This is a genomic window from Pseudomonas sp. P1.8 (assembly GCF_001269805.1).
In the GTDB taxonomy this organism is placed as follows: Bacteria; Pseudomonadota; Gammaproteobacteria; order Pseudomonadales; family Pseudomonadaceae; genus Aquipseudomonas.
Window position 1 is genome coordinate 34,771 of record NZ_LHVM01000007.1, and the last position, 23,918, is coordinate 58,688.

At 58.8% G+C, this 23,918-nt stretch carries 17 protein-coding genes; 6 read left to right on the forward strand and 11 right to left on the reverse strand.

All coding sequences use genetic code 11. The annotated features are described in order from the left end of the window. The first annotated feature begins 41 nt into the window (after positions 1 to 41). Together ftsZ and lpxC are read left to right on the forward strand one after the other, a co-directional pair. Positions 42 to 1,235, forward strand: coding sequence for a cell division protein FtsZ (ftsZ, locus tag AD668_RS04065; RefSeq protein ID WP_053154973.1), 1,194 nt, complete (start codon positions 42 to 44; stop codon positions 1,233 to 1,235). Positions 1,236 to 1,347: 112 nt separating this feature from the next. Continuing rightward, entirely contained in the window at positions 1,348 to 2,259 is a 912-nt protein-coding gene (gene lpxC, locus AD668_RS04070; protein WP_053154975.1) for a UDP-3-O-acyl-N-acetylglucosamine deacetylase, read from the forward strand. 61 nt (positions 2,260 to 2,320) lie between these two features. Here the strand turns inward: lpxC and AD668_RS04075 are convergent, their stop codons facing one another. The 7 genes from AD668_RS04075 to AD668_RS04105 form a co-directional block, all read right to left on the reverse strand. Further along, positions 2,321 to 3,823 carry a diguanylate cyclase gene (locus tag AD668_RS04075; RefSeq protein ID WP_053154977.1) on the reverse strand — a complete coding sequence of 501 codons (1,503 nt, stop codon included), beginning with the start codon at positions 3,821 to 3,823 and terminating at the stop codon, positions 2,321 to 2,323. Positions 3,824 to 3,974: 151 nt separating this feature from the next. Then, positions 3,975 to 4,196, reverse strand: a complete 222-nt coding sequence (locus tag AD668_RS04080; protein ID WP_053154978.1) for a hypothetical protein — start codon at positions 4,194 to 4,196, stop codon at positions 3,975 to 3,977. Positions 4,197 to 4,325: 129 nt separating this feature from the next. Next, the gene (locus tag AD668_RS04085; protein WP_053154980.1) at positions 4,326 to 5,690 is read right to left on the reverse strand and encodes a heavy metal sensor histidine kinase; all 1,365 of its coding nucleotides are present in this window, start codon (positions 5,688 to 5,690) and stop codon (positions 4,326 to 4,328) included. Then, positions 5,680 to 6,357, reverse strand: a complete 678-nt coding sequence (locus AD668_RS04090) for a heavy metal response regulator transcription factor (protein ID WP_033056445.1) — start codon at positions 6,355 to 6,357, stop codon at positions 5,680 to 5,682. The genes AD668_RS04085 and AD668_RS04090 overlap by 11 nt, the downstream gene beginning before the upstream one ends. A 9-nt stretch (positions 6,358 to 6,366) precedes the next feature. Beyond that, positions 6,367 to 9,468 (reverse strand): multidrug efflux RND transporter permease subunit, encoded by a 3,102-nt coding sequence (locus AD668_RS04095; protein WP_053154982.1) that lies wholly within the window; start codon positions 9,466 to 9,468, stop codon positions 6,367 to 6,369. Continuing rightward, positions 9,465 to 10,625 (reverse strand): efflux RND transporter periplasmic adaptor subunit, encoded by a 1,161-nt coding sequence (locus tag AD668_RS04100; protein WP_053154984.1) that lies wholly within the window; start codon positions 10,623 to 10,625, stop codon positions 9,465 to 9,467. The genes AD668_RS04095 and AD668_RS04100 overlap by 4 nt, the downstream gene beginning before the upstream one ends. 294 nt (positions 10,626 to 10,919) lie before the next feature. Further along, the gene (locus AD668_RS04105) at positions 10,920 to 11,888 is read right to left on the reverse strand and encodes a LysR family transcriptional regulator (RefSeq protein WP_053154986.1); all 969 of its coding nucleotides are present in this window, start codon (positions 11,886 to 11,888) and stop codon (positions 10,920 to 10,922) included. Positions 11,889 to 12,161: 273 nt separating this feature from the next. Here AD668_RS04105 and AD668_RS04110 point away from each other — a divergent pair, with 273 nt between their 5' ends. From AD668_RS04110 to AD668_RS04125, 4 genes are all read left to right on the forward strand, one after another. Then, positions 12,162 to 13,661 (forward strand): efflux transporter outer membrane subunit, encoded by a 1,500-nt coding sequence (locus AD668_RS04110; protein WP_053154988.1) that lies wholly within the window; start codon positions 12,162 to 12,164, stop codon positions 13,659 to 13,661. A gap of 138 nt (positions 13,662 to 13,799) precedes the next feature. Further along, positions 13,800 to 15,992: an FUSC family protein gene (locus AD668_RS04115; protein WP_053154990.1), complete on the forward strand. Its 2,193-nt coding sequence runs from the start codon at positions 13,800 to 13,802 to the stop codon at positions 15,990 to 15,992. Then, positions 15,982 to 16,182, forward strand: a complete 201-nt coding sequence (locus AD668_RS04120; protein ID WP_007896379.1) for a DUF1656 domain-containing protein — start codon at positions 15,982 to 15,984, stop codon at positions 16,180 to 16,182. The genes AD668_RS04115 and AD668_RS04120 overlap by 11 nt, the downstream gene beginning before the upstream one ends. A 20-nt stretch (positions 16,183 to 16,202) precedes the next feature. Continuing rightward, on the forward strand, positions 16,203 to 17,057 hold the full coding sequence (locus tag AD668_RS04125) for an HlyD family secretion protein (protein ID WP_053154991.1): 855 nt from the start codon (positions 16,203 to 16,205) through the stop codon (positions 17,055 to 17,057). Positions 17,058 to 17,111: 54 nt separating this feature from the next. On the opposite strand, the gene AD668_RS04130 is transcribed toward AD668_RS04125, so the two are convergent. The 4 genes from AD668_RS04130 to AD668_RS04145 all read right to left on the reverse strand — a co-directional run bounded on the left by AD668_RS04130 (position 17,112) and on the right by AD668_RS04145 (position 23,614). Continuing rightward, entirely contained in the window at positions 17,112 to 17,501 is a 390-nt protein-coding gene (locus AD668_RS04130) for a DUF4440 domain-containing protein (RefSeq protein WP_053154993.1), read from the reverse strand. Between the two features lie 131 nt (positions 17,502 to 17,632). Continuing rightward, positions 17,633 to 18,457 (reverse strand): SDR family oxidoreductase, encoded by an 825-nt coding sequence (locus tag AD668_RS04135; RefSeq protein WP_053154996.1) that lies wholly within the window; start codon positions 18,455 to 18,457, stop codon positions 17,633 to 17,635. 33 nt (positions 18,458 to 18,490) lie between these two features. Beyond that, complete coding sequence (locus tag AD668_RS04140) at positions 18,491 to 18,955, reverse strand: hypothetical protein (protein ID WP_053155000.1); 465 nt, start codon at positions 18,953 to 18,955, stop codon at positions 18,491 to 18,493. 234 nt (positions 18,956 to 19,189) lie between these two features. Then, a complete protein-coding gene (locus AD668_RS04145) occupies positions 19,190 to 23,614 on the reverse strand; it encodes an Ig-like domain-containing protein (RefSeq protein WP_053155002.1) in 4,425 nt (1,474 codons plus the stop codon). Positions 23,615 to 23,918 lie beyond the last annotated feature (304 nt).

A 23,918-nucleotide genomic window follows, 5' to 3' on the forward strand; every position in this document is an offset into this window, starting at 1 on the left:
GCAGTAGGCGAAAAAACTAGAGAACGTAAAGGAGAGGGAAAATGTTCGAACTCGTAGACAACATCCCCGCAAGCCCGGTAATCAAAGTTATCGGTGTCGGCGGTGGCGGCGGCAACGCTGTCAACCATATGGTCAAGAGCAACATTGAAGGCGTCGAATTCATCTGCGCCAACACTGATGCCCAGGCGCTGAAAAGCATCAGCGCACGGACCATCCTGCAACTGGGTACCGGCGTGACCAAAGGTCTGGGCGCTGGCGCCAACCCTGAAGTAGGTCGTCAGGCCGCTCTCGAAGACCGTGAGCGCATTGCCGAAGTCCTGCAGGGCACCAACATGGTGTTCATCACCACGGGCATGGGCGGTGGTACCGGTACCGGTGCTGCGCCGATCATTGCCGAAGTGGCCAAGGAAATGGGGATCCTCACTGTTGCGGTGGTGACCCGTCCGTTCCCGTTCGAAGGTCGCAAGCGCATGCAGCTGGCCGACGAAGGCATCCGCCTGCTGTCTGAAAGCGTTGACTCGTTGATCACTATTCCCAACGAGAAGCTGTTGACCATCCTCGGTAAGGACGCCAGCCTGCTGTCGGCTTTCGCCAAGGCTGACGACGTTCTGGCCGGTGCCGTTCGCGGTATCTCCGACATCATCAAGCGTCCGGGCATGATCAACGTCGACTTTGCCGACGTACGCACCGTGATGAGCGAAATGGGCATGGCAATGATGGGCACTGGCTGCGCCAGCGGTCCGAACCGTGCACGCGAGGCCACCGAAGCGGCCATTCGCAACCCGTTGCTCGAAGACGTGAACCTGCAAGGCGCGCGTGGCATCCTCGTGAACATCACCGCCGGTCCTGACCTGTCCCTGGGTGAGTACTCCGACGTGGGCAGCATCATCGAGGCCTTCGCTTCCGAGCACGCCATGGTCAAGGTCGGTACCGTTATCGATCCGGACATGCGTGACGAACTGCACGTGACTGTCGTTGCGACCGGTCTAGGCGCTAAAATCGAGAAACCTGTGAAGGTCATCGACAACACCGTCCATACCTCGATGGCTTCTCAGCCACAACAACAGGCCCCTGTTCGTCAGGAAGCTCCAGCGGTGAACTATCGTGATCTGGACCGTCCGACCGTCATGCGCAACCAGGCTCAGGCCGGTGCTGCGGCTGCCGCGAAGATGAATCCGCAAGATGATCTGGACTACCTGGACATTCCGGCCTTCCTGCGTCGTCAGGCCGATTAATGAAATGTATCAGGGCTATGAAGGTGATTGGTGTTCAGCAAAGGCGTGGTCTGCTATCATCGCCAGCCTTTGTTGATACCAGTTCGCAATTTGCGCTGAAGCGGCCCAAGCCATGATTAAACAACGCACACTGAAAAATATTATCCGTGCCACAGGTGTAGGTCTGCACTCCGGGGAGAAGGTTTATCTGACTCTCAAGCCTGCGCCGATCGACACCGGCATCGTCTTTCGCCGTAACGATCTCGATCCAGTGGTCGAGATCCCGGCTCGTGCGGCCAATGTCGGCGAGACAACGATGTCGACGACGCTGGTCAACGGTGACGTGAAAGTGGACACGGTGGAGCACTTGCTTTCGGCCATGGCTGGCCTGGGCATCGATAACGCCTACGTCGAGCTCTCCGCGTCCGAAGTTCCGATCATGGATGGCAGCGCTGGACCCTTCGTATTTCTGATTCAGTCGGCTGGCCTGGAAGAACAGGACGCCGCCAAGAAATTCATCCGCATCCTGCGTGAAGTGACAGTGGAAGACGGCGACAAACGCGCCACTTTCGTCCCTTTCGAAGGTTTCAAGGTGAGCTTCGAGATCGATTTCGATCACCCGGTTTTTCGTGACCGCACCCAAAGTGCAAGCGTGGATTTTTCCAGCACTTCGTTCGTAAAAGAAGTCAGTCGCGCCCGTACCTTTGGTTTCATGAGTGACATCGAGTACCTGCGCAAGCACAACCTCGCACTCGGCGGCAGCGTTGAAAACGCTATCGTGGTCGATGCCGATGGCGTACTGAACGAAGACGGCCTTCGCTATGAAGACGAATTCGTGAAGCACAAGATCCTCGATGCAATTGGTGACCTCTACCTGCTGGGCAATAGCCTGATTGGTGAGTTCAAGGGCTTCAAGTCCGGCCACGCACTGAACAACCAGCTGCTGCGCAAGTTGATTGAGCAGACAGATGCCTGGGAAGTCGTGACGTTCGAAGATGCCAGCACTGCACCAATTTCTTACATGCGTCCTGTTGCGGCCGTGTAAGTAAAAAACCTCTCTAGTTTTTAAAGGCTACCTTCGGGTGGCCTTTTTTTATCTCTGCTTTTCAGCTGGCGCACACCACACGATTACGCCCGCCTTCCTTGGCCTCATACAGGGCCTTGTCTGCGCTGAACAGCAATTGTTCCAGGTTGATTTCACTGGCTGTCGTCCAGGTGGCGATGCCGATGCTAACCGTCATCGGTGACTGAACTGCACCAGACAGCGGCAGTTTCTCGACCGCTGCACGGATCTGTTCGGCAATCTTTCGTGCGCCGTCGCTGTCGGTTTCGGCCAGAATCACCGAAAACTCTTCGCCACCGTAGCGGGCCACCAGGTCTGCCGGGCGATGGACATGAGCGCGTATGACCTCGGCCAGCGTCCGTAGCACCTCGTCGCCGGCCTGATGGCCATGGCGATCGTTGAACGCCTTGAAGTGATCGGCATCGATCATCAACAGCGACAACGGCCTCCCGGAGCGTTGCGCGCGAAACCATTCGTGGCGCAGTGCATGATCGAGGGTTCGACGGTTGGCAACGCCGGTCAGCGGATCGGTGGCGGCCAGTTGCGCCAGTTCCTGCTCGGCGTTGTGCCGCAGCCGCAGTTCGCGGCAAAGCAGCCAGCTCAGCCATAAAAGGCCAATGCACAGAACGCCCGTAGCGCCGCTAATCACCCATGCCGTGCGTTGCCAGGTGGCAAAAACCTCGTCAATCGACAGCGCGACGATTACCGTCAGTGGCAGGTTTCCGACCCGGGAGAAAGTGTAGAGGCGCCCTTGTCGATCGTTGCTTGAGACACTTTCGAAGGTGCCGCTGCGCTCCTGCAACATCCGCACAACATTCGGACGGCTGGCGAAGCTTTTGCCGATTGCAGTGTTTTGCCTGAATGGCTTCTGCGCCAAGAGAATGCCGTCGTCGTTGATGATCGCCAGCGTACTGTCGGCGCCGATATCGAGGCTGTTGAATAGCTGGTCGAAATAGCTCATGCGCATCGAGGCCACCGCGACGCCCAGGAATTCCCCCGTGGGTGAGGCAATGCGTCGGCTGAAGCTGATGCGCCATTCGTCCTTTTCTTCGCAGTCGCAGCGAGGTTTGAACGGTCGACTGATGAACATGCCGGTGTCAGGGTTGAAGGCATGGGCCAGGAAATAGTCGCGATCAGCGAAATTGCCCGGTTTTGGTTCGATCAATGACGAGTCGGCCAGGACCTCGCCATGCTTGTCCAGCAACAGAATGTCGCCTTTATAGCGCGCGGTGGTGGAGCGGTCGAACAGCACCAGATGGCGAATCTGCGCCGACACCTGTTTCAGATCGTCCCGTTGTGCGGCGGCGATCAAGCCTTGCAGGGTCAGGTCGTAGAGCTCGACCGTGCGCAGCACATCCGCGTCGATCAGTTGGGCAATGGTTGTAGCACTGCGAGTAGCAACCTGTTGGGCATTGGTGTGTTCGCGAATGAGCAGAAATGTGACGATGCACAGAATCGAGATAACAGTCAGGGCGCTGCCTACGATCACCATGATCTCGGGTCGACCGGTATTGGCAGGCGTGTGCGGAATTTGGCTTGAGGTCATAGGACTGACGTCTGCTGGAGGAACTCTGTAAGCGTAGTTCCAATAACGTAACCCTATAAAAAAAGCCGCTGAAAGCAGCGGCTTGAAGACAACTTCTCAAAGGGAAGAGCCGATGGAAAGTGTCGAGGGAAACTGGAGCGATGCGGGGCAATCAGCTGTCTTTTTCAGTCTGCTGAGTCTGATTGCGCAACGCTTGTGGCGCCTGGGTGGATTCAGGGGCTTTGGCTGTCATCTCGATCTGCTGCGCCTCGAACGCGGCAGCACGTGCGGCGTTTTGCGCGACGAACGTCTGCGACTCCTCCGCGAAGGCCAATGGCGACAGGAACAATGAGGACAAAACAAAAGCGCTGGCAATACCCATACTGTTGGACATCTTTAAAACCTTCTTGCTTGGCAAGTGCTGTTTGGTGCGGGCAAAGATAGGGATGTCGGCGGTTGGGAAAAAGAGTGGATTCATGAAAGGACTGTTACACAAAAGACAAAGATCGCAGCCTTCAGAGGATCAGACAGGCAGATGAATCCCGAACGTATTCATCCCGTGATCACTGCGCACGAATACATCGCCGCCATGCATCAATGCAATCGCCTTGACGATGGCCAACCCAAGTCCGTGGTTATGGCCGCTGTTGCTGCGCGACGCATCGACCCGGTAGAAACGCTCGAACAGGCGCGGCAGATGCTCCCGGTCAATCGGCGATCCGGGGTTGGCCACGCCGATGCTGACTTGATGCTCCTGAACCTCGATCCGCACTTGAATCACCTGTCCGGGCTCAGTGTGCTGCACTGCGTTGTTCAGCAGATTGATCAATGCACGGCGCAAATGGGCGATTTCGATCTGCACTTGCGCATCACCACTCACTTCAACCTGAACCCGGGCATCTTCGAGAATGAAGTCCAGGTATTCCAGAGTCGTCGCCACTTCATCGGCCAGGGACGTGGAGGTCAGTTTGGTCGCTTTGCTGCCCTGATCGGCGCTGGCCAGGAACAGCATGTCATTGATGATCGAACGCAACCGCTCCAGTTCTTCGAGGTTCGATTGCAGCACTTCGAAATAATGCTCGGCGGAGCGTCCGCGGGTGAGTGCGACCTGGGTTTGGCCGATCAGATTGGTCAGCGGTGAGCGCAACTCATGGGCGACGTCAGCGTTGAACGACTCCAGGCGTGAGTAGGCCTGTTCCACCCGCTCCAGCGTCGAGTTGAACGACCTCACGAACTGGTCGAGCTCCGGCGGCAACGGCGACAGCCGCAAGCGTCCGGAGCGCAAGGGCGGCGCGAGGCGTTGGGCTTCCTGGGACAGTTTGATCAACGGCTTGAGACCGATCCGCGCCACCCAGTAACCCAACGCCGAGGCCATCAGCACGCCAATGATCGCCAGGCTGATCAGGGCAATCAGCAACTGGTGTTGCGTGTGGAAAAACGTCTCGGTGTCGATGCCGATCATGAAGCGCAACGGCGGGCGCTGGTCCTTGGCTGGAAACTCGCTGACCAGCACTTTCATCGGGTAGGGCTGATTCGGTAACTGCAGGTCGCGCATGCCCAGAGGCCCATCGGCAAAGGCGCGGATTTGCGGTGTCGGGTTGCCGTATTCGTAGTGCGGATCGTCGCTGGTGATCCAGAAATTGATGCGCTTGTCTTCTTCACCCAGCAGCTTGAGTTTGTTGTTGATCTTCACCCAATGCTCGGGCGTGCCGTAACGGCCGACGGTGGATTCGAGCACGCTGTAGCGCGCATCCAACTCGGCTTCGGGTAGCAAACCGAGGCCTTTGTCGACTTGTTGGTACAGCGCCCAGCCGATCAACAGAAAGACCAATAGCGCCACCAGCGTGAACATCCCGCTCAGGCGCAGCGCAATACTGTTACTGGACACCACGGCTCTCCAGCACATAACCCATGCCGCGGATCGTGTGCAGAAGTTTCTCTTCGAACGGCCCGTCGAGCTTGGCTCGCAAGCGTTTGATCGCGACTTCGACCACATTGGCGTCGCTGTCGAAATTGATGTCCCAGACCATTTCGGCAATGGCGGTTTTCGAGAGGATTTCGCCTTGTCGACGGGCCAGCACGCTGAGCAGCGAAAACTCCTTGGCGGTCAGGTCCAGGCGGGTGCCGGCGCGGGTGGCCTTGCGGCTGATCAAATCTATCCACAGGTCGGCGATGCTCACTTGCACCGGTTCATGACCGCCGCTGCGGCGGGTCAGCGCTTGCAGGCGCGCCACCAGTTCAAGGAAGGAAAACGGTTTGCCCAGGTAATCATCGGCACCGTCGCGCAGGCCTTTGATGCGGTCTTCGACGCGCTCGCGGGCGGTGAGCATGATCACCGGGGTTTGCTTGCGCGCACGCAGGGCGCGCAGTACGCCGAAGCCGTCGAGCCCCGGTAGCATGACGTCGAGGACGATCACCGCATAGTCGCTTTCCAGCGCCAGGTGGAGGCCTTCGACCCCGTCCCGGGCCAGGTCCACGGTGTAGCCCTGTTCCGTCAGGCCGCGATGCAGATAGTCCGCGGTTTTTTCTTCGTCTTCGATAATCAGAACGCGCATGACCCCGCCTCAGTCTGTGGTCGCCAACGCCGCAACCGGCGTAGGTTTGGGCCGATGGAATAACCGCTCAAGCCATAAGTATATGACCGGCGTGGTGAACAGCGTCAGCGCCTGGCTCACCAGCAAGCCGCCAACTACAGCGATCCCCAAGGGTTGGCGCAACTCGGCGCCGGTGCCGAAACCGAGCATCAGCGGCAGGGCGCCGAGCAGCGCGGCGAGGGTGGTCATGATGATCGGCCGGAACCGCGTGATACAGGCCTTGAAGATCGCCTCTTCCGGCGACAATCCACCGTTGCGCTGCGCGTCGAGGGCGAAGTCGATCATCAGGATGCCGTTTTTCTTGACGATACCGATCAGCAGTACCAGCCCGATCAGCGCCATGATCGAAAAATCCTGACCGCAGATCCACAGCATGATCACCGCGCCCAGACCCGCCGAGGGCAAGGTCGAAATGATCGTCAGCGGGTGCACGAAGCTCTCGTAGAGCACGCCAAGAATGATGTAGACCGCCACCAGCGCCGCCAGGATCAGCCACGGCTGGCTGGCCAGCGAGCTCTGGAATGCCTGGGCCGCGCCCTGGAAATTGCCGCTGATCGCCGCCGGCATGCCGATGTCGGCCTTGGCCTGGTTGAGCATGATCACCGCATCGCCCAAGGCCACGCCGGGTGCCAGGTTGAATGACAGGTTGGCGGCCGGGAACATGCCGTCGTGGGCGATGGACAATGGGCCGATGGTCGGCGCATCAAACTTGGCGAGGGCCGACAGCGGCACCATTTCTCCACTCAAGGGGGAGCGCAGGTAGAAATAGTTGAGACTCTCAGCCTTGCCGCGCTGCTTGGTATCCAGTTCAAGAATCACGTTGTACTGGTTGACCTGCGTCTGGAACTCGTTGATCTGCCGCTGGCCGAACGCGTCATACAGCGCTTCGTCGACATCGCTGGCGGTCAGGCCGAAACGGGCAGCCGCGCTGCGGTCGATGTTGATGTGGGTGATGCTGCCGCCCAGTTGCAGGTCGTTGGAAATGTCCCGGAACGCCGGGTTACCGCGCAGTTTTTCCGTCAGGCGCTGGGTCCAGGTGCTGAGGGTCGCGCCGTCGTTGCTCTTGATCACGTACTGGTATTGGGCACGGCTCGGGCCGGAGCTGAGGTTGATGTCCTGACCGGCACGCAGATACAGCACAATGCCCGGGACTTTCATCAGTTGCGGGCGAATCCGGTCGATGAATTCACTGGCCGAGACGTCACGGTCGCCGCGTTTTTTCAAGGCAATCCAGAAACGGCCGTTGGCGATGGTCTGGTTGCTGCCCGAGACGCCGACCGAGTGGGAAAACGCCTGGACAGCAGGATCGGCGGCGACGATTTCGGCCATCGCCAGGTGTTTTTTCACCATGTCACCGTAGGAAATGTCCGCCGCCGCTTCGGTGGTGCCGAGGACAAAACCCGTGTCCTGGATCGGGAAGAAGCCTTTGGGGATGAGGATGTAGCCGACGACCGCCAATGCCAGGGACAAGCCGAACACGCCGATCATCAACTTCTGATGGGCGAGGGCGCGGCGCAGGCCTTTTTCGTACCACCCCAGCAGGCGCTCGCCGAAGCCCGGTTTGTTGTGGGCGTGATGCACCGGTGCACGCATGAACAGCGCGGCCAGGGTGGGTGCCAGCGTCAGGGACACCACCACCGAAATCAGAATGGTCGAAGTGGCGGTCAGGGCGAACTCCTTGAACAGTCGCCCGACCACACCACCCATGAACAGCAGCGGGATGAACGCCGCCACCAGCGAGAAACTGATCGACACCACGGTGAAACCAATTTCGCCGGCGCCTTTGATCGCCGCCTCGCGCATGCCATCGCCGGCTTCGAGATGGCGGTGAATGTTTTCCACCACCACGATCGCATCGTCTACCACAAACCCCACGGCCACCACGATTGCCACCAGCGTCAGGTTGTTCAGGCTGAAGCCCATCACGTACATCAGCGCAAAACTGGCGATCAACGACACCCCGAGCACCGCCGACACAATCAGCGTGGCCGACAGTTGGCGCAGGAACAACGCCATCACCGCGACCACCAGCATCACCGCGATCAGCAGGGTGATTTCTACTTCATGCAGAGAGGCGCGGATGGTCTGGGTTCTGTCGATCAACACTTTTACCTGCACCGAGGCCGGCAGCATCGCTTGCAGCGCCGGCAGCGCGGCCTGGATGCGATCCACGGTTTCGACGATGTTGGCGCCCGGTTGGCGGAAAATCACCAGGTTGACGCCCGGTTGCGAACCCGCCCAGGCCTGAACGTAGGCATCTTCCGAACCGTTGACGACTTTGGCGACATCCTTGAGGTGAACCGGTGCGCCGTCCTTGTAGGAAACGATCAGCTGGCTGTATTCGTCGGGGTGGAACAGTTGATCATTGGTCGAAAGCGTTGAAATGCTCGACTCGCCGTACAGCGCACCTTTGGCCAGGTTTAGGCTGGTTTGCTGGATCGCCAGGCGAATGTCCGCCAGGGTCAGGCCGATGGCAGCGAGTTTGTCGGCGGACACCTGAACACGAATCGCCGGGCGTTGCTGGCCGGTGATGGACACTTGGCCGACACCGTCGACCTGACTGAGTTGGCGGGACAGCAGGGTCTCCGTCAGGTCGCTGAGTTCCGGGCCGGGCATCAGCGACGAGTTGACGCTGAGGATCAGCACCGGGCTGTCGGCCGGGTTGACCTTGCGCCAGGTCGGCAGGTTCGGCATGTCCTTGGGCAGCTTGCCGGCGGCGGTGTTGATCGCGGCCTGCACTTCCTGAGCGGCGGTGTCGATGCTTTTATCGAGGGTGAATTGCAGGGTCAGGTTGGTCGAGCCGAGCGCGCTGCTCGACGTCATCTGGGTCACGCCGGGGATGGCGCTGAATTGCACTTCCAGTGGTGTGGCCACCGACGACGCCATGGTTTCCGGGCTGGCGCCGGGCAGTTGCGCAGCGACCTGGATGGTTGGGAATTCAGCTTCTGGCAGTGGCGCGATGGGCAGTCGCGGGAAGGCAATCGCGCCCAGCAGTACCAAGGCGAAGGTCAGCAGAATGGTCGCAACAGGGTGATCAATGCACCACGCGGAAACCGAGCCGTGGCCCTTCATGGCGTCGTCTCCGATTGCACCACCTGCGGTGGATCGGTCAGCACCTGCACCACCGAACCGGGCTTGAGACGCGACTGGCCATCGCTGACCAATTGATCACCGGCCTGCACGCCTTTGATGATGTTCAAACCGCTGTCTTGATAGACCATCTGCACCGGGACGGCTTCGACCTTGTCGCCCTTGAGGCGGTAAACGAAATGTTGATCGAGGCCGCGCTGTACGACGTTGGGCGGTACGACCAGCGCATCTTTATCCAGCGCTGTCTGAATTTTTACCGTCACCAGCAGGCCCGGCCAGAGTTTCTGCCCGGCATTGTCGAATTCGGCCTTGGCGCGGATGGTGCCGGTGTTGGCGTTGATCTGGTTGTCGATCAGGGTCAGGTGGCCTTCGCCGAGGAGGTTGCCGGTTTCGCCATCGGTGTCGGCACCAATGTAGGCCTTGACCCGGGCGTGCTGTGGGTCGCTGATCAGGCCTTGCAGGGTCGGCAGCATTTGCTGGGGCAGGGAGAATTCCACGGCGATCGGGTCGATCTGGGTCACGGTGAACAGGCCTTGGGTGTCGGTCATGCGCAAGAAGTTGCCTTCATCCACTGTACGAATGCCGACGCGACCGGTGACTGGCGAGCGAATCTGCGTGTAGGACAACTGCACCTGAGCAGCATCGATGGAAGCTTGATTGCCCTGGGCGGTGGCTTTGAGCTGATTGACCAAGGCTTGTTGCTGGTCATAGGTCTGCTTGGAAACGCCGTCGTCGACACTGAGCAGCTTGTAACGCTTGAGGTTGACCAGCGCCACTTGCAGTTGTGCCTGACTTTCGCCCAATTGTGCCTGGGCCTGGTCGAGGCTGGCGCGAATCGAGCGGTCGTCGATGGTGGCCAGCAGGTCGCCTTTTTTCACCAGTTGGCCTTCCTTGACCAGGATTCTGGTGAGGATGCCGTCGATCTGCGGGCGGACCACGACGCTGTGCAGGGACAGGACCGAGCCGATGCCGCTGACGTAGCGCGGCACGTCTTTTTCAGTGACATTCACAACGCGTACCGGGATGGCGGAGGGGGTGGCGAGTTTGGTTTTGCCCGGTTTGCTGGCGTACCACAGGCCCAGCGCTGCCAGGATGATCAGAAGGGCGACGAGCAGGGCGGGTTTTTGCTGGATTCGCATGCGAGTGAGGCGCCGGGTCGGAAGTGTGGGTAGTTTCCTTTATAAACCTGTTTGGGGGTCGGGAAGGTGACGGCTAACTGACGGCGCTGTCAGTTTGGCTTGGGCTTTGCGGCCTTATAGCCGAAGTTTTCTTCGGTAAAGGCAACTTATGGATTCGCAGCGATCCCTGTAGGAACTGGCTTGCCAGCGAATGGGCTCGAAATCGATGCAATATTCAAGGTTGCCTTCGCCAGCAAGCCGGCTCCTACAGGAAATCAGGCCTCTCAGGATCTTTGCAGGCGCTGGCTTGCCACATTAATTCGCCACCCGAACTCCGCCCAGACTCCCGCTCAATTCATACGCCGCCAATTCCGCCTGATGCGCCGCCAACAACTCCGGCAGTGACCCGCGCAAATACTCCACCCACGTCTTGATCTTGGCATCCAGATACTGCCGCGACGGATAGATCGCATACAGATTCAGTTCCTGAGATCGGTACTGGGGCATCACGCGCACCAGCGTGCCGTCGCGCAAGCCGTCGATGGCTGCGTACAACGGTAAAACCCCAACGCCCATGCCGCTGGTGATCGCGGTTTTCATGGCGTCGGCGGAGTTCACCAGGAACGGTGAGCTGTTGATGGTGACCATTTCCTGGCCTTCCGGGCCGTCGAAGGCCCATTTTTCCAGGGGAATCACCGGGCTTACCAGACGCAGGCAGGCGTGGTTGAGCAGGTCGCTGGGTTTCTGCGCGCAGCCGTTGGCTTTGACGTAGGCCGGGGAGGCGCAAACGATGCTGTAGGTGATGCCCAGGCGCTGGGACACAAAGCCCGAGTCTGGCAGTTCGCTGGCGAGGACGATGGACACGTCGTAACCCTCGTCGAGCAGGTCCGGCACGCGGTTGGCCAGGGTCAGGTCGAATGTCACGTCCGGGTGGGTCTTGCGATAGCGGGCGATGGCGTCGATCACGAAGTGCTGGCCGATACCGGTCATGGTGTGCACTTTCAGTTGCCCGGCGGGGCGTGCGTGGGCGTCGCTGGCTTCGGCTTCGGCTTCTTCGACATAAGCCAGGATTTGCTCGCAGCGCAACAAATAGCGTTTGCCGGCTTCGGTCAAGGCGATGCGGCGGGTCGTTCGGTTGAGCAGTCGGGTTTGCAGGTGGGCTTCCAGGTTGGAGACCGCGCGCGAGACGTTGGCCGTGGTGGTGTCCAGTTGCACGGCGGCGGCGGTGAAGCTTCCGGCCTCGGCCACGTAACTGAAGGCGCGCATGTTTTGCAAAGTGTCCATGGGGTGCTCTCTGGGCGAATAGCAAATTGTGACACGAAGTTTCAGGGGCCGTGACCCCCTACATTGGGATTATCTCGTTAACGGTAACAAAGATTCACAAGAATCCCAGCTTATCGCCATCAAAGCCCACCCATAGAATTGCGCGGACTGTAGGAGCCGGCTTGCTGGCGATGGCATCGCTGCTGTCATCCAGATGCAGCGCGGTGTCTGCAACGCCAGCAAGCCGGCTCCACAAGATCTCGTTATCCCCCCTATTTTCAGGAAATCGCAGCAGTGCCGCGTCGCATCAGCAGAGCGCTTCAGCCGCTCAGTGTTTTGGCTTTAACCCTGGCAATCGGCGGCTGTATCGGAACCGCAGGTATTGCCCCACAGGGCGAGGCGCTGCAAGCCAATTCACTGGCCACCGACGACGCCATCCAGAGCGCCGCCCAGGATGCACATTGGCCTACCGCGCAATGGTGGCAGGCCTATGGCGACTCGCAACTGAACAGTTGGATCGATCTCGCTGTACAAGGCAGCCCGAGCCTGGCCATGGCCGCTGCCCGAGTGCGTCAGGCAAGGTCCATGGCCGGTGTCGCCGAAGCCGCGGAGTCGGTGCAGATCAACGGCGACGCCACCCTCAAGCGGCACAACTGGCCGACCGATCAGTTCTACGGCCCCGGTGATCTGGCCAACAGCACCACCTGGGACAACAACGCCGCGCTGGGCTTGAGCTACGCCCTCGACCTGTGGGGTCGCGAAAGCAATGCCAGCGAGCGCGCCGTCGACATGGCGCACATGAAGGTCGCCGAAGCGCGCCAGGCCCGGCTCGAATTGCAGAACAACATCGTGCGCGTCTACATCGAGCTCTCGTTGCATTACGCGCAGCGCGACATCGTTGAAGCGACCCTCAAGCAGCAACAGCAAATCCTCGACCTGGCGCAGAAACGTTTGGACGGTGGCATCGGCACCCATTTCGAAGTCAGTCAGGCCGAAACGCCGCTGCCGGAAACTCATCGCCAGATCGATGCACTGGACGAAGAGATCGCCCTGAGTCGCAATCAACTGGCCGCTCTGGCCGGCAAAGGGCCGGGCGAGGGCGCGCAGTTGCGGCGTCCGACACTGTCGTTAGGTGCGGCACTGAAATTGCCATCGTCGCTACCGGCGCAATTGCTCGGCCAGCGCCCAGACGTGGTCGCCAGTCGCTGGCAGGTGGCGGCGCAGGCGCGAGGGATCGATGTCGCTCACGCCGGTTTCTACCCGAACGTCGATCTGGTGGGCAGCCTCGGCTACATGGCTACCGGCGGCGGGGTGCTGGAGTTCCTGACCGGCAAGAAACTCAATTACACGGTCGGCCCGGCGATTTCCTTGCCGATATTCGACGGCGGACGTCTGCGCGCACAGCTGGGTGAAGCCTCGGCCGGGTATGACCTCGCTGTGGCGCATTACAACCAGACCCTGGTCAACGCGCTGAAAAACATCTCCGACCAGTTGATCCGCCGCGAGTCCATGGACAAGCAGCAGGCCTTCGCCACCGAGTCGGTGGGCGCGGCGCAGAGGACCTACGACATCGCGATGATCGCCTACCAGCGTGGCCTCACCGATTACCTCAACGTGCTCAATGCCCAGACGTTGCTGTTCAAGCAGCAGCAAGTGCAGCAGCAGGTGCAAGCGGCGCGTTTAAGTGCTCATGCCGAACTGGTGACGGCGCTCGGTGGTGGACTGGGTGCGGGCAACGATGTGCCGAAAGTCGAACAAACCCAGCCACCTAAAACCCCGGTTCTGCTGAGGTGAATGTAATTCCTGTGGGCGCTGCCCTGCTGGCTATGAGGTTGGCACTCCAACATTGATGTCGACTGATACTCCGCCATCGCCAGCAGGCTGGCTCCCACAAGTTCCGAACCGTGTTTGAATTTTACTGAGCAGGATTTCATGACTCCCTTGCCCGCACCTTTGCGCTGGCTGTACTCCCTTGAATGGCGCCGGGGTTTCTTTGACTGGGCACGCAGTGACGGCGTGACCTGGGTGTACATATTCAAGGTCCTGATCGCCGCGTTCCTGACGCTGTGGCTGGCCATGCGCCTGGAGCTGCCGCAGCCGCGCACGGCGATGATCACCGTGTTTATTGTCATGCAACCGCAAAGCGGTCAGGTGTTCGCCAAGAGTTTCTACCGTTTTCTCGGCACCTTGGCCGGCTCGACGGTGATGGTCGCGCTGATTGCCTTGTTTGCGCAGAACACCGAACTGTTCCTCGGCTCGCTGGCGATCTGGGTCGGCATCTGTTCGGCCGGCGCGGCGCGTTGCCGTAACTTTCGCGCCTACGGTTTTGTGCTTGCCGGCTACACCGCAGCGATGGTTGGTTTGCCCGCGCTGGCGCATCCCGATGGCGCGTTCATGGCGGCGGTTTGGCGGGTACTGGAAATCTCCCTGGGGATTCTCTGCGCGACCCTGGTCAGTGCCGCGATCCTGCCGCAAACCGCCAGCGCGGCGATGCGCAACGCCTTGTATCAGCGCTTCGGCGTGTTTGCCCTGTTTGTCACCGATGGCTTGCGCGGGCGCAGTCAGCGCGATGCGTTCGAAGCGGGCAACGTGCGCTTTATTGCCGAGGCGGTGGGCCTGGAAGGCTTGCGTAGTGTCACCGTATTCGAGGACCCGCACATGCGTCGGCGCAACGGTCGGCTCAGTCGTTTGAACAGCGAGTTCATGGGCATCACCACGCGCTTCAACGCCTTGCATCAATTGCTTGAACGCCTGCGTAGCAGTGCGGCGGATCAGGTGGTGGCGGCGATCAAACCGGGTTTGCAAGACCTGGCCGAATTGCTCGACGGCTACAGCGGCCGATCCCTGACCAGCGCGGATGCGGCGCGTCTGGTCACGGTATTGACTGCCTACAAAGAAGGCTTGCCAGCGCGAGTGCGCAGCCTGCGGGCGACCTTTCAGGAGAGTGCGCCGAGCGACGCCGAGCAACTGGATTTCCACACCGCGTACGAGCTTCTGTATCGCTTCGTCGACGACCTGCACAGTTATGCACAGACCCACGCCTCATTGGCCGAACACAGCCATGCGCGGGAGCAATGGGATGAACCGTTCACCCCGCAAACCAACTGGATGGCCGCCGCCGCATCGGGGATTCGCGCGGCGTTCATTCTGGTGGTGCTGGGCAGCTACTGGGTCGCCACCGCGTGGCCGAGCGGCGCGACCATGACCCTGATCGCCGCCGCCACCGTAGGCCTGTCCGCCGCCACGCCGAACCCTAAACGCATGGCCTTCCAGATGGCCTGCGGTACGTTTCTCGGTGCGCTGATCGGCTTCGTCGAGATGTTTTTCATCTTCCCATGGATCGACGGTTTTGCACTGTTGTGCGTGATGCTGGCGCCGGTGATCGTACTCGGTTCGTTCCTGACCTCACGCCCGCAATACGCCGGTGTCGGCCTCGGGTTGCTGATCTTTTTCAGCACCGGCTCGGTGCCGGACAACCTGACTGTCTACAACCCGTATACCTTCATCAACGACTACATCGCCATGGTGCTCGGCATGCTGGTGTGCGCGGCGGCCGGGGCGATTATTTTGCCACCGAACAGTCGCTGGTTATGGCGTCGGCTGGAGCAGGATCTGCGTGGTCAGGTGGTGTACGCCATCAGCGGCAAGCTCAAGGGGCTGGCGTCGAGTTTCGAAAGCCGCACCCGCGACCTGCTGCATCAGGCTTACGGCCTGGCTGCAGGGCAGCCGCACGTGCAGCGCGACCTGCTGCGCTGGATGTTCGTGGTGCTGGAAGTCGGCCACGCGATCATCGAGTTGCGCAAGGAACAGGCGATTCTGCCTGTGCATCCGGCCTATGCCGAATCCCAGCCGTGGCGCCAGGCGATCCGGGTGATGGGGCGGGCGCTGGTGCGGCTGTTCCTGCAACCGGGCAGCAACAACCTGGAGCGCGCACTGGTCGCCGTGGATCACGCGATCAGCCGCGTGCAGTCGACTGACGAACCCTTCGCCCCGCACTTCGATACCTCGGCTTTGCGTCGGGTGAAAAGCTATCTGCACTTCATCCGCACCTCGTTGCTGGACCCGCAATCACCGCTCGCCGCTTACGCAATCGCCAAGCCTGAAGGACTTGAACATGCCTCGTGAAATCGCCTTCCACGGCGTCTACATGCCGACCATGACCCTGATGTTCTTTATCGCGGCGGCGTTGGCCTGGGCGCTCGACCGGTTCCTGTCCGGCTTCGATCTGTACCGCTTCTTCTGGCACCCGGCGCTGCTGCGCCTGAGCCTGTTTACCTGTCTGTTCGGTGCGTTGGCGCTGACTGTCTACCGTTGACTCTCACTGAGAATGCCCTGATGAAAAAGCTTTTCAGCCTGCTCGCGACCTTGCTGGTGCTGGCCCTGGCGCTGTGGATCGGCCGCTCCCTGTGGGAGCACTACATGAACACACCCTGGACCCGCGATGGCCGGGTGCGTGCCGATATCATCAACGTCGCCGCCGACGTCACCGGCGAAGTGGTGAACGTGCCGGTGCGTGACAACCAGTTGGTGAAAAAGGGTGACCTGTTGATGCAGATCGACCCTGAGCACTATCGCCTGGCGGTCAAGCAGGCCCAGAGCCTGGTCGCCTCGCGCAAGGCGACGTGGGAGATGCGCAAGGTCAACGCCCATCGTCGCGCCGATCTGGACAACCTGGTGATCTCCCGGGAAAACCGCGACGACGCCAGCAACATAGCCGACTCGGCCCTGGCCGATTACCAGCACGCCCAAGCACAGCTGGAAGCCGCCGAACTCAACCTCAAACGCACCGAAGTGCGTTCCGCGGTGGACGGCTACGTGACCAACCTCAACGTCCATCGCGGCGATTACGCGCGTATCGGCGAAGCGAAAATGGCCGTGGTCGACATGAACTCGTTCTGGGTCTACGGCTTCTTCGAAGAAACCAAACTGCCCCACGTGCGCGTCGGTGACAAAGCCGAGATGCAACTGATGAGCGGCGAAGTGCTCAAGGGCCATGTGGAAAGCATCTCGCGCGGTATCTACGACCGCGACAACCCTGAGAGCCGCGAGCTGATTGCGGATGTGAACCCGACTTTCAACTGGGTGCGCCTGGCGCAGCGGGTGCCGGTGCGGATTCACATCGATGAAGTGCCCGAGGGCGTGCTGTTGGCGGCGGGGATTACCTGTACGGTGGTTGTAACAGGATTGTAGGAGCGAGCTTGCTCGCGATGGATCGCGAGCAAGCTCGCTCCTACAGAGGGTGTTTCAGCAAAACGTCTCCTGCAGGTGGCGCCAGAAAATCCTGCCCTCGGCCTTCTCGAACACCACCGTCGAACGGCGATCCGAATGCTGTCCGGTCGCATCGGTCTGCTGCTCGCGATAACTCACGGTCGCGCCGCCATCGTGCAACGCAATGCCACACAGTTCGCTGAGTTCGATGCGAAAGCCGAGCTTCTTGCCACCCGCGAGCGTGAACAGCTCACTCAGCGCATCAAAATCCAGGACCCGACCCAAGGGCGAGACCATGGAAAACTCAGGCGAAAAACGCGACAACAGGTTTTCGAGTTCGGACGCGGCACGCTCCTCGGCCAGCCATTGTTCGATGGCGACGTGGGCCTGGATGACTTCATCGAAATATTTTGTGTAGTCGGTCATTGTGCTGTTTCCTGCAATTTTGTAAAAAATGTGCCGGCCCCTTCGCGGGGATCCAGGGTTGAAATGCTATCTGAGCTACGCAACAGAACCTTGTAGGAGCAAACTTGCTCGCGATTGCAGGCGACTCGGTTTCAAAGCTGCCCACGCAACCCGAACCGCTTCATCAACCCGGACTCCAGCAAACCCTTGGGCACCAACCCCGCCAGCAACGGCAGCGCTCGACTTCCATTGCCCAGGCGTATCAGCCGTGGTGGCTTTGCTTGTTGCACTGCCTTGAGCAACCCGGCGGCAAACTCGCTGGCCGGGGTCGGGTTGTCTTGCGAGGCTTTGGCTCTGGCACGGATGCCCTCACGCAACGGAAACCACGGCGACTGCTCGCTGATCAGTTGTTCGGCTTCATGACCGGCGTTCTTGGCAAAACTGGAGGCGATGGCGCCCGGCTGGACTTCCATGACCCGTACACCAAAGGGTGCCAACTCCATGCGCAAGGCATCGCTCAAGGCATGGACGGCGGCTTTCGACGCGCAGTAGGCGCCGGCGAACGGTGTGACCAGAATACCCGACACGCTGCCGATGTTGACCACGATCCCTTTGGTCCGACGCAGCACGGGAAACATCGCGCGAGTGACGCCGACGACAGCGAACACATTGGTTTCGAATTGACGCTGCATGGCCGGCACACCGCCATCGAGCAACGGCCCCATGGCACCATACCCGGCGTTGTTGATCAGCACATCGAGGCCGCCGCGTTCGTGGTTGATACGCTCACTCAACGTTTCAAGCGCTGCACCGTCATTAACATCCAGTTGCACAGCCGTGAACCCGTCGGCGTTTAGCGCAGCAACGTCTTCAGCCTTGCGCGCACTGGCCCAGACCTCGAAGCCGGCAGCCTTGAATACATCGGCGAGGGCACGGCCGATGCCACTGGAGCAACCGGTAATCAATGCAACGGGCATGGCGCATTCCTTGTGCAAAAAGTGAGTAGAGAATCAATCGGAAAAACTACCCTGCAATCGCTCGGCACGAAACTCCAGGGTTTCCGGACGGTAGCCGGGACGTAACGGTGGCATGGGTAAACAATCTTCCCAGTTGCCACCGGGCAGCAACTCGCCGGGACCGCGATAGCGTGGGGCGGAGTATTGATTGTCGGCAAGGTTGACCGTGTCGCCTGGCGCATACGCCGCGACTCGCCAGCGCAGTTCGGTCAACGGCACGTCGTTGCTGTTGTTCATGGTCAGCTTCAACGGTCGGTCGGCGGGGCATTGCTGCGGCGCGTAACTGATGCGCAACTCCAGACGTTGCAGCTGCTTGAGCTCGCGGTGGTCCATCCAGATCACCCAGGTGGCGACGATGCCTAGCCCTACGGCAGCGGCAACCGAGACAGGCAAGGCCTTGGTCGGGTAGCGCAGCAACAGGATCAGCCAAGTGATGACCAGCAGGATACCGATGAACATGACGCGCCAGCCTCGAGAGTGGAGAGTGTCATCGTACCTAAGCGTGGAGGTGATTGGCCATGGTGGGGTGGGGCGCTCGAAGAAAGTCAGAAGTTTGATGAAGGCTGTGGGCAATAAAAATGCCCCTCCTCGTGCGAGAAAGGGCATCGTTCGCCTCGAAAATCGGGCAGATAACAGGCTCGCCTTGTCAATTCGACGTTGCTGCACTGATGTCGTCTACGCATGGATAGCGAACTACAAAACTGTTATCTCAAATAGCTCGTAAGTCGTTACCCCTTGATTTTCGTTCGTGATATCCGCCAGTACGTTGTGGTCTCCATCGACGCCTGACGTATGGGTGAACCGGGCCCAACCGTCCGGGTCCGTGGTCGTCGCCTCCCTGGTGAACTCCTCACCTTCGACGCTCCATCTAACCTCTAACCCTCCAACTCCCTGCCCGTTTTCCGTTGATATCACCTGAACCATTAGCTCAACGTTTTCCTCGACGGCGACCGCTGTTTGACTCGTCGGAACGGCCTCGCCGATTTCGTACAGCGTATCGACAACGTGAAAAGTGCGTTGAGCCGTCCATTGCGAAGGGTTATCGCCAATGGTCTGCCTCGCCTGTACGGTGTAAGAGCCGATGGCCCATCGCTCCTCGGCTGTCCAGCGCCAGTTTTTCCGACCTGCAGGCTCAGCGAACGGATGATCGAGGTTGTCCGCGTGACTTATCAATATCAGCCCACCGGTTTCACCTTTACCTCTGATCGTGGGTTTTCGAGCGGTGGAACTGCCTTCTGTCGGCGCTTCAACCACAGGGGGGGGCATTTCTCCTACCGTTACCGTGAAACGATGAGGCTCGCTCCAGTCGGACTCGATTCCCGCATTCTGCTGTTTTACTTCAAGGGCATTCGGCCCAGAAGCCAGGGGCGCGTCGGGTATTAATTCGAGGATGCCTTCCGCGTTTGCAGTGTCCGAACGCAATGTTTCAGAAGCCTCAAGCCGAACGGTGATCAGGGCACCGGGCAGGCCACTCACTCTGATGGTGGGACGCGACGAAGTATTGTCCCCGAACAATGGCAGCTCGAAATGTGGTGCGTACGGTTTTACCCCCGTACTTACGGTGAAGATGCACAGATCGCTGGAATCGGAAATTACATCGTTCACACTCTGTCTGACTTTGACCTCGTTGATATGGGGGGCTGGCCGCCAGATGGTCTCCGGGGTGAATAGGCGTGTTGTTCCGCTACCAGTGAAGTCACCACTGACAAAGTATTCGTGGTTATACATTGACAGAGTGGCTCCGCAAGCAACGCCGGTGATGGTAAGGCTCTGATTTATCCAGATCGGGGGGAGGGGCTGCGTGATTGCCGGTGCCGGTGGTTTAACTTTAACTTCGCTCGTGGGGCCAAATCCGGAATCCAAATCGTCAACGGTCTGTTTGGCTCTGATCCGTATCTTTCCGTGGGGCAAGGCGGGGTCGGGCATGAACGTCCAGGCGTCGTCTGTTTGCGTGAAGGTTCCCGGTACTTGATCACGGTATTCAATCCACATTTGCAGCGTTGCACCCAAGTATGCGCCGGTTCCGCTGATGACTTGGTTTTCTGGTTCAAGTGGGGGTTGCTGAGGGATGACTAACTTCCGTGGTCTGGCTGTGAACGTACATGTAGCGCTTGGATCAGACGACACTCCGTTGGCGGTCTGCACAACCTTGACTTTGTTGGCATTGAGTCCTGTTGCCCAGCTCTCCGTTGGCTCGAAAGTTCGTGTTGTTCCAGCACCGTAGAATCGCCCGGCAACCTCGACGCCGTTGTCAGTGAGCATGCTCGGAGTGACTGCGTTAAGAACGCCGGTGATGGTAAGCCGATTGCGACTCTCGGTCGGGTGGGGCAGTGGTGAGATTGCCGGTGTTGGTGGTTTGACTTTAAACGTGCACCAGTCGCTATGGAGGGACTCGATGCCGTCAACGGTCTGCACAGCTTTGATTGATATTTCTACAATGGGCCAGACAGGCTCGGGCGTGAACGTCCAGTCGTTGCCTGTTTGCTTGAAGACCCCGCTTGTTGGCTGATTGAATCTCAGCATTGTCAGCGTCGCACCCTGATAAGCCATTTTTCCGCTAATGACTTGATTTTGTGGCGCAGGTGAGAACGGCTGAGTGATCACGAGCGCGCCTGGTCTGGCTGTGAACGTGCACAGATCGCTCGGATCAGACGGCACCTCGTTTTTAGTTTGCAGGACCTTGACCTTGGCCTTGTTGGTGCCGGGCGTCCAGTCCATTGTCGGGGTAAACAACCAAGTCGACGAACCCAAAAAGGAGAATGTACCGGTAACTTCATTGTTCGCGTCATCGAGCATCTTCAGAACAGCGTCGCCAGAGGTAATGCCAGTAATGGTAAGAGGCTGTTTTGGAGGAGCCGGATTGAGAGGTTGTGTAATCAGCAGGGTCGATGGTTTCGTCGTGAATTCACAGACGTCGCTGGGTTCTGAAGGTACGCTGCCCACGATTTGCACGACCTTGACCCTGTTGGTACCTAGTATCCAGTCGGCCGTGGGGGTGAAGGTGCGGGTTGTGGCGGTGCCAGTGAAGCTGCCAACTACTTCGTCACCTGCTTCAGTGAGCATTTTCAGGGTAACGGAGCCGGAAAAAACGCCAGTTATTTCCAGCGGCTGTTTTGGAGCGGCCGGATTGGGAGGCTGTGTAATCAGCAGGGTCAATGGTTTCGTCGTAAATGCACAGACGTCACTGGGTTCTGAAACTACGCCACCCACGATTTGCACGACCTTGACCCTGTTGGTACCTGGTATCCAATCGGCCGTGGGGGTGAAGGTGCGGGTTGTCGCGCTGCCAGTGAAGCTGCCGGCTACCTCGTTGCCTGCTTCAGTGAGCATTTTCAGGGTAACGGTGCCGGAAAAAACGCCAGTGATCGCCAACGGCTGTTTTGGGGCGGCCGGATTGGATGGTGGTGTGATCACTGGTTTTGGTGGGTTTACGCCAAACGTACACACATCGCTTGGGTCGGATCTCACCCCGCCCACCGTTTGCACGGCGTAGACGTTGTTAACACCGGGTGTCCAAGTCTCTGTCGGGGTGAAAGTGTGGGATGACGTGTAGCGAGTGAAGGTTCCCGGGACAAGTTTGTTCGCTGTACTAAACATCTCCAGAATGACGGGATCGTCAGCAACCTTGCTGATGACCAGTGTTTGATTGATGGGGACCGGGTTAGAGAGCGGTAAGATTTCCAGTTTCTGCGGGGGCCTAGTAAACGTACACACATTGCTGGCTGCAGATTCCACGCCGTCCACCGTTTGGACAGCCTTGATCTTGTTGGTGCCTGCCCCCCAGTTTTCCCTCGGAGTGAACGTCCAGGAAGAGCCGTTCAGCGTGAATGTCCCGGGTATTTGCTGATTGGCTGAGTTCAGCATTTTTAGCGTTGCACCCGGATGAGCCTGGGTTCCCTGGATGGTCTGTTTTGGTTGCGCTGGTGAGGGCGGCTGATTGATGACCAGCGTCCATGGTTTCGCTGTGAACGTACGCGTATCGCTTGGATCAGAAGTTGCACCGTTGACGGTCTGCACGACCCTGACCTTGTTGGCATTGAGGCCTACCACCCAGTAGTACGTCGGGGTGAATTTGCGTGTTGTTCCGCTACCTTCGAATTTGCCGGCGATCGTGCTGCCCGTGTCAGTGCGCATCGTCAAAGTGACGTCTCCCGACATCACGCCGGTGATGGTCAGCGGCTGTTTTCCTGCGGCGGGATTGGGTGGCTGCGTGATTGCCGGTTTCCCGGGCTTGACGGCGAACTGTTTAACCTCTGAATAGTCGCCTTTGTGCGCGGGGTTTTTTCCTACCTGTCTTGCCTGGATGGAGTGGTTTCCAATACTCCATGGGGTGGTTGAGATAATGGACCAGTTACCGTTCGCACCGACTTTTTCCTCTAACAGGATTGCGCCGTTCTGACGCCAGATCTCGAGTTTTGCGCCGTTCAGTCCGCCAGTTCCGCTGATAGTGGGTTTGCCGTCGGCAGACACGGTTACTGTGGTAATCATCAGTTTTAACAGGACCGTAAAACTGACGGGAATTGCCCAATCAGACACGACACCGTTCAAGGTTTGATGGGCGGTCATGACGAAAGGGTCGGCCTGTCGCAAATCTGCTGCCAATACTACTGACCATTTTCCATCTGCTCTTACGGTTGGGGTTCCGAAATTAACAGTACCGACATTGTGCTCGAGTAATTTGACCGTGGCGCCGCTGATGCCTGTTCCACTTATTGTGGGGCGATTCGTTTTGACAAAATTTGGGTTGGTGATCACGGGCTTGGGTGGCCTGGGGGAGCCTATTTTAAAGTTGTGACTTCGCGCCCAGTGGCTATAAAGAATACTCTGATACTGGATTTTGAAGTAGATGGGTACTTCCACGGGTAGTTCATCGGGTACTACGAATTCGATAAATGCAACTCCCCAACCTCCGCTGTATCTCTTGAGTTGTTGACCGTTGAGAGCGTTAAAAAAATCAAGATTCCATTTGTCGTGAACCGCTGCCGGCACTATTGCATGGACGTTAAAGCGACGAGTGACAGTTCCTGCGGTTGGTGCGGTAATAATGGGTTGGGGTAAAACCTCCATGCTTGGATCAACGTCTTCATTGTTTTGATCAGCGCTGTTGGAGTCCGTCATTTTTTCGCAACCTCGTGGAGTTTTGGATTGCACTTCTCTGTCTCTATTTGGTAATTCACTTCGAAAATGAATGCACCTGACAGAAATGACAGTTCAGACGAATGGTTTTGTTTTTCTCCATGAAAATCGGAAGTTTTTATTCGAGTCGGGGCACAAAGTTGCAGTTTTGCGAACATGCTTGGAAAGGGCTTGAATTTTCAAGCGTCATAGCTTTTTTGGTAATTAATACCCGAACAAATTGTTCTAAATAATCCTGAGCTACCTGTCAGGATTGACAGGTTACACCCGCTTTTTTTATCGCTAC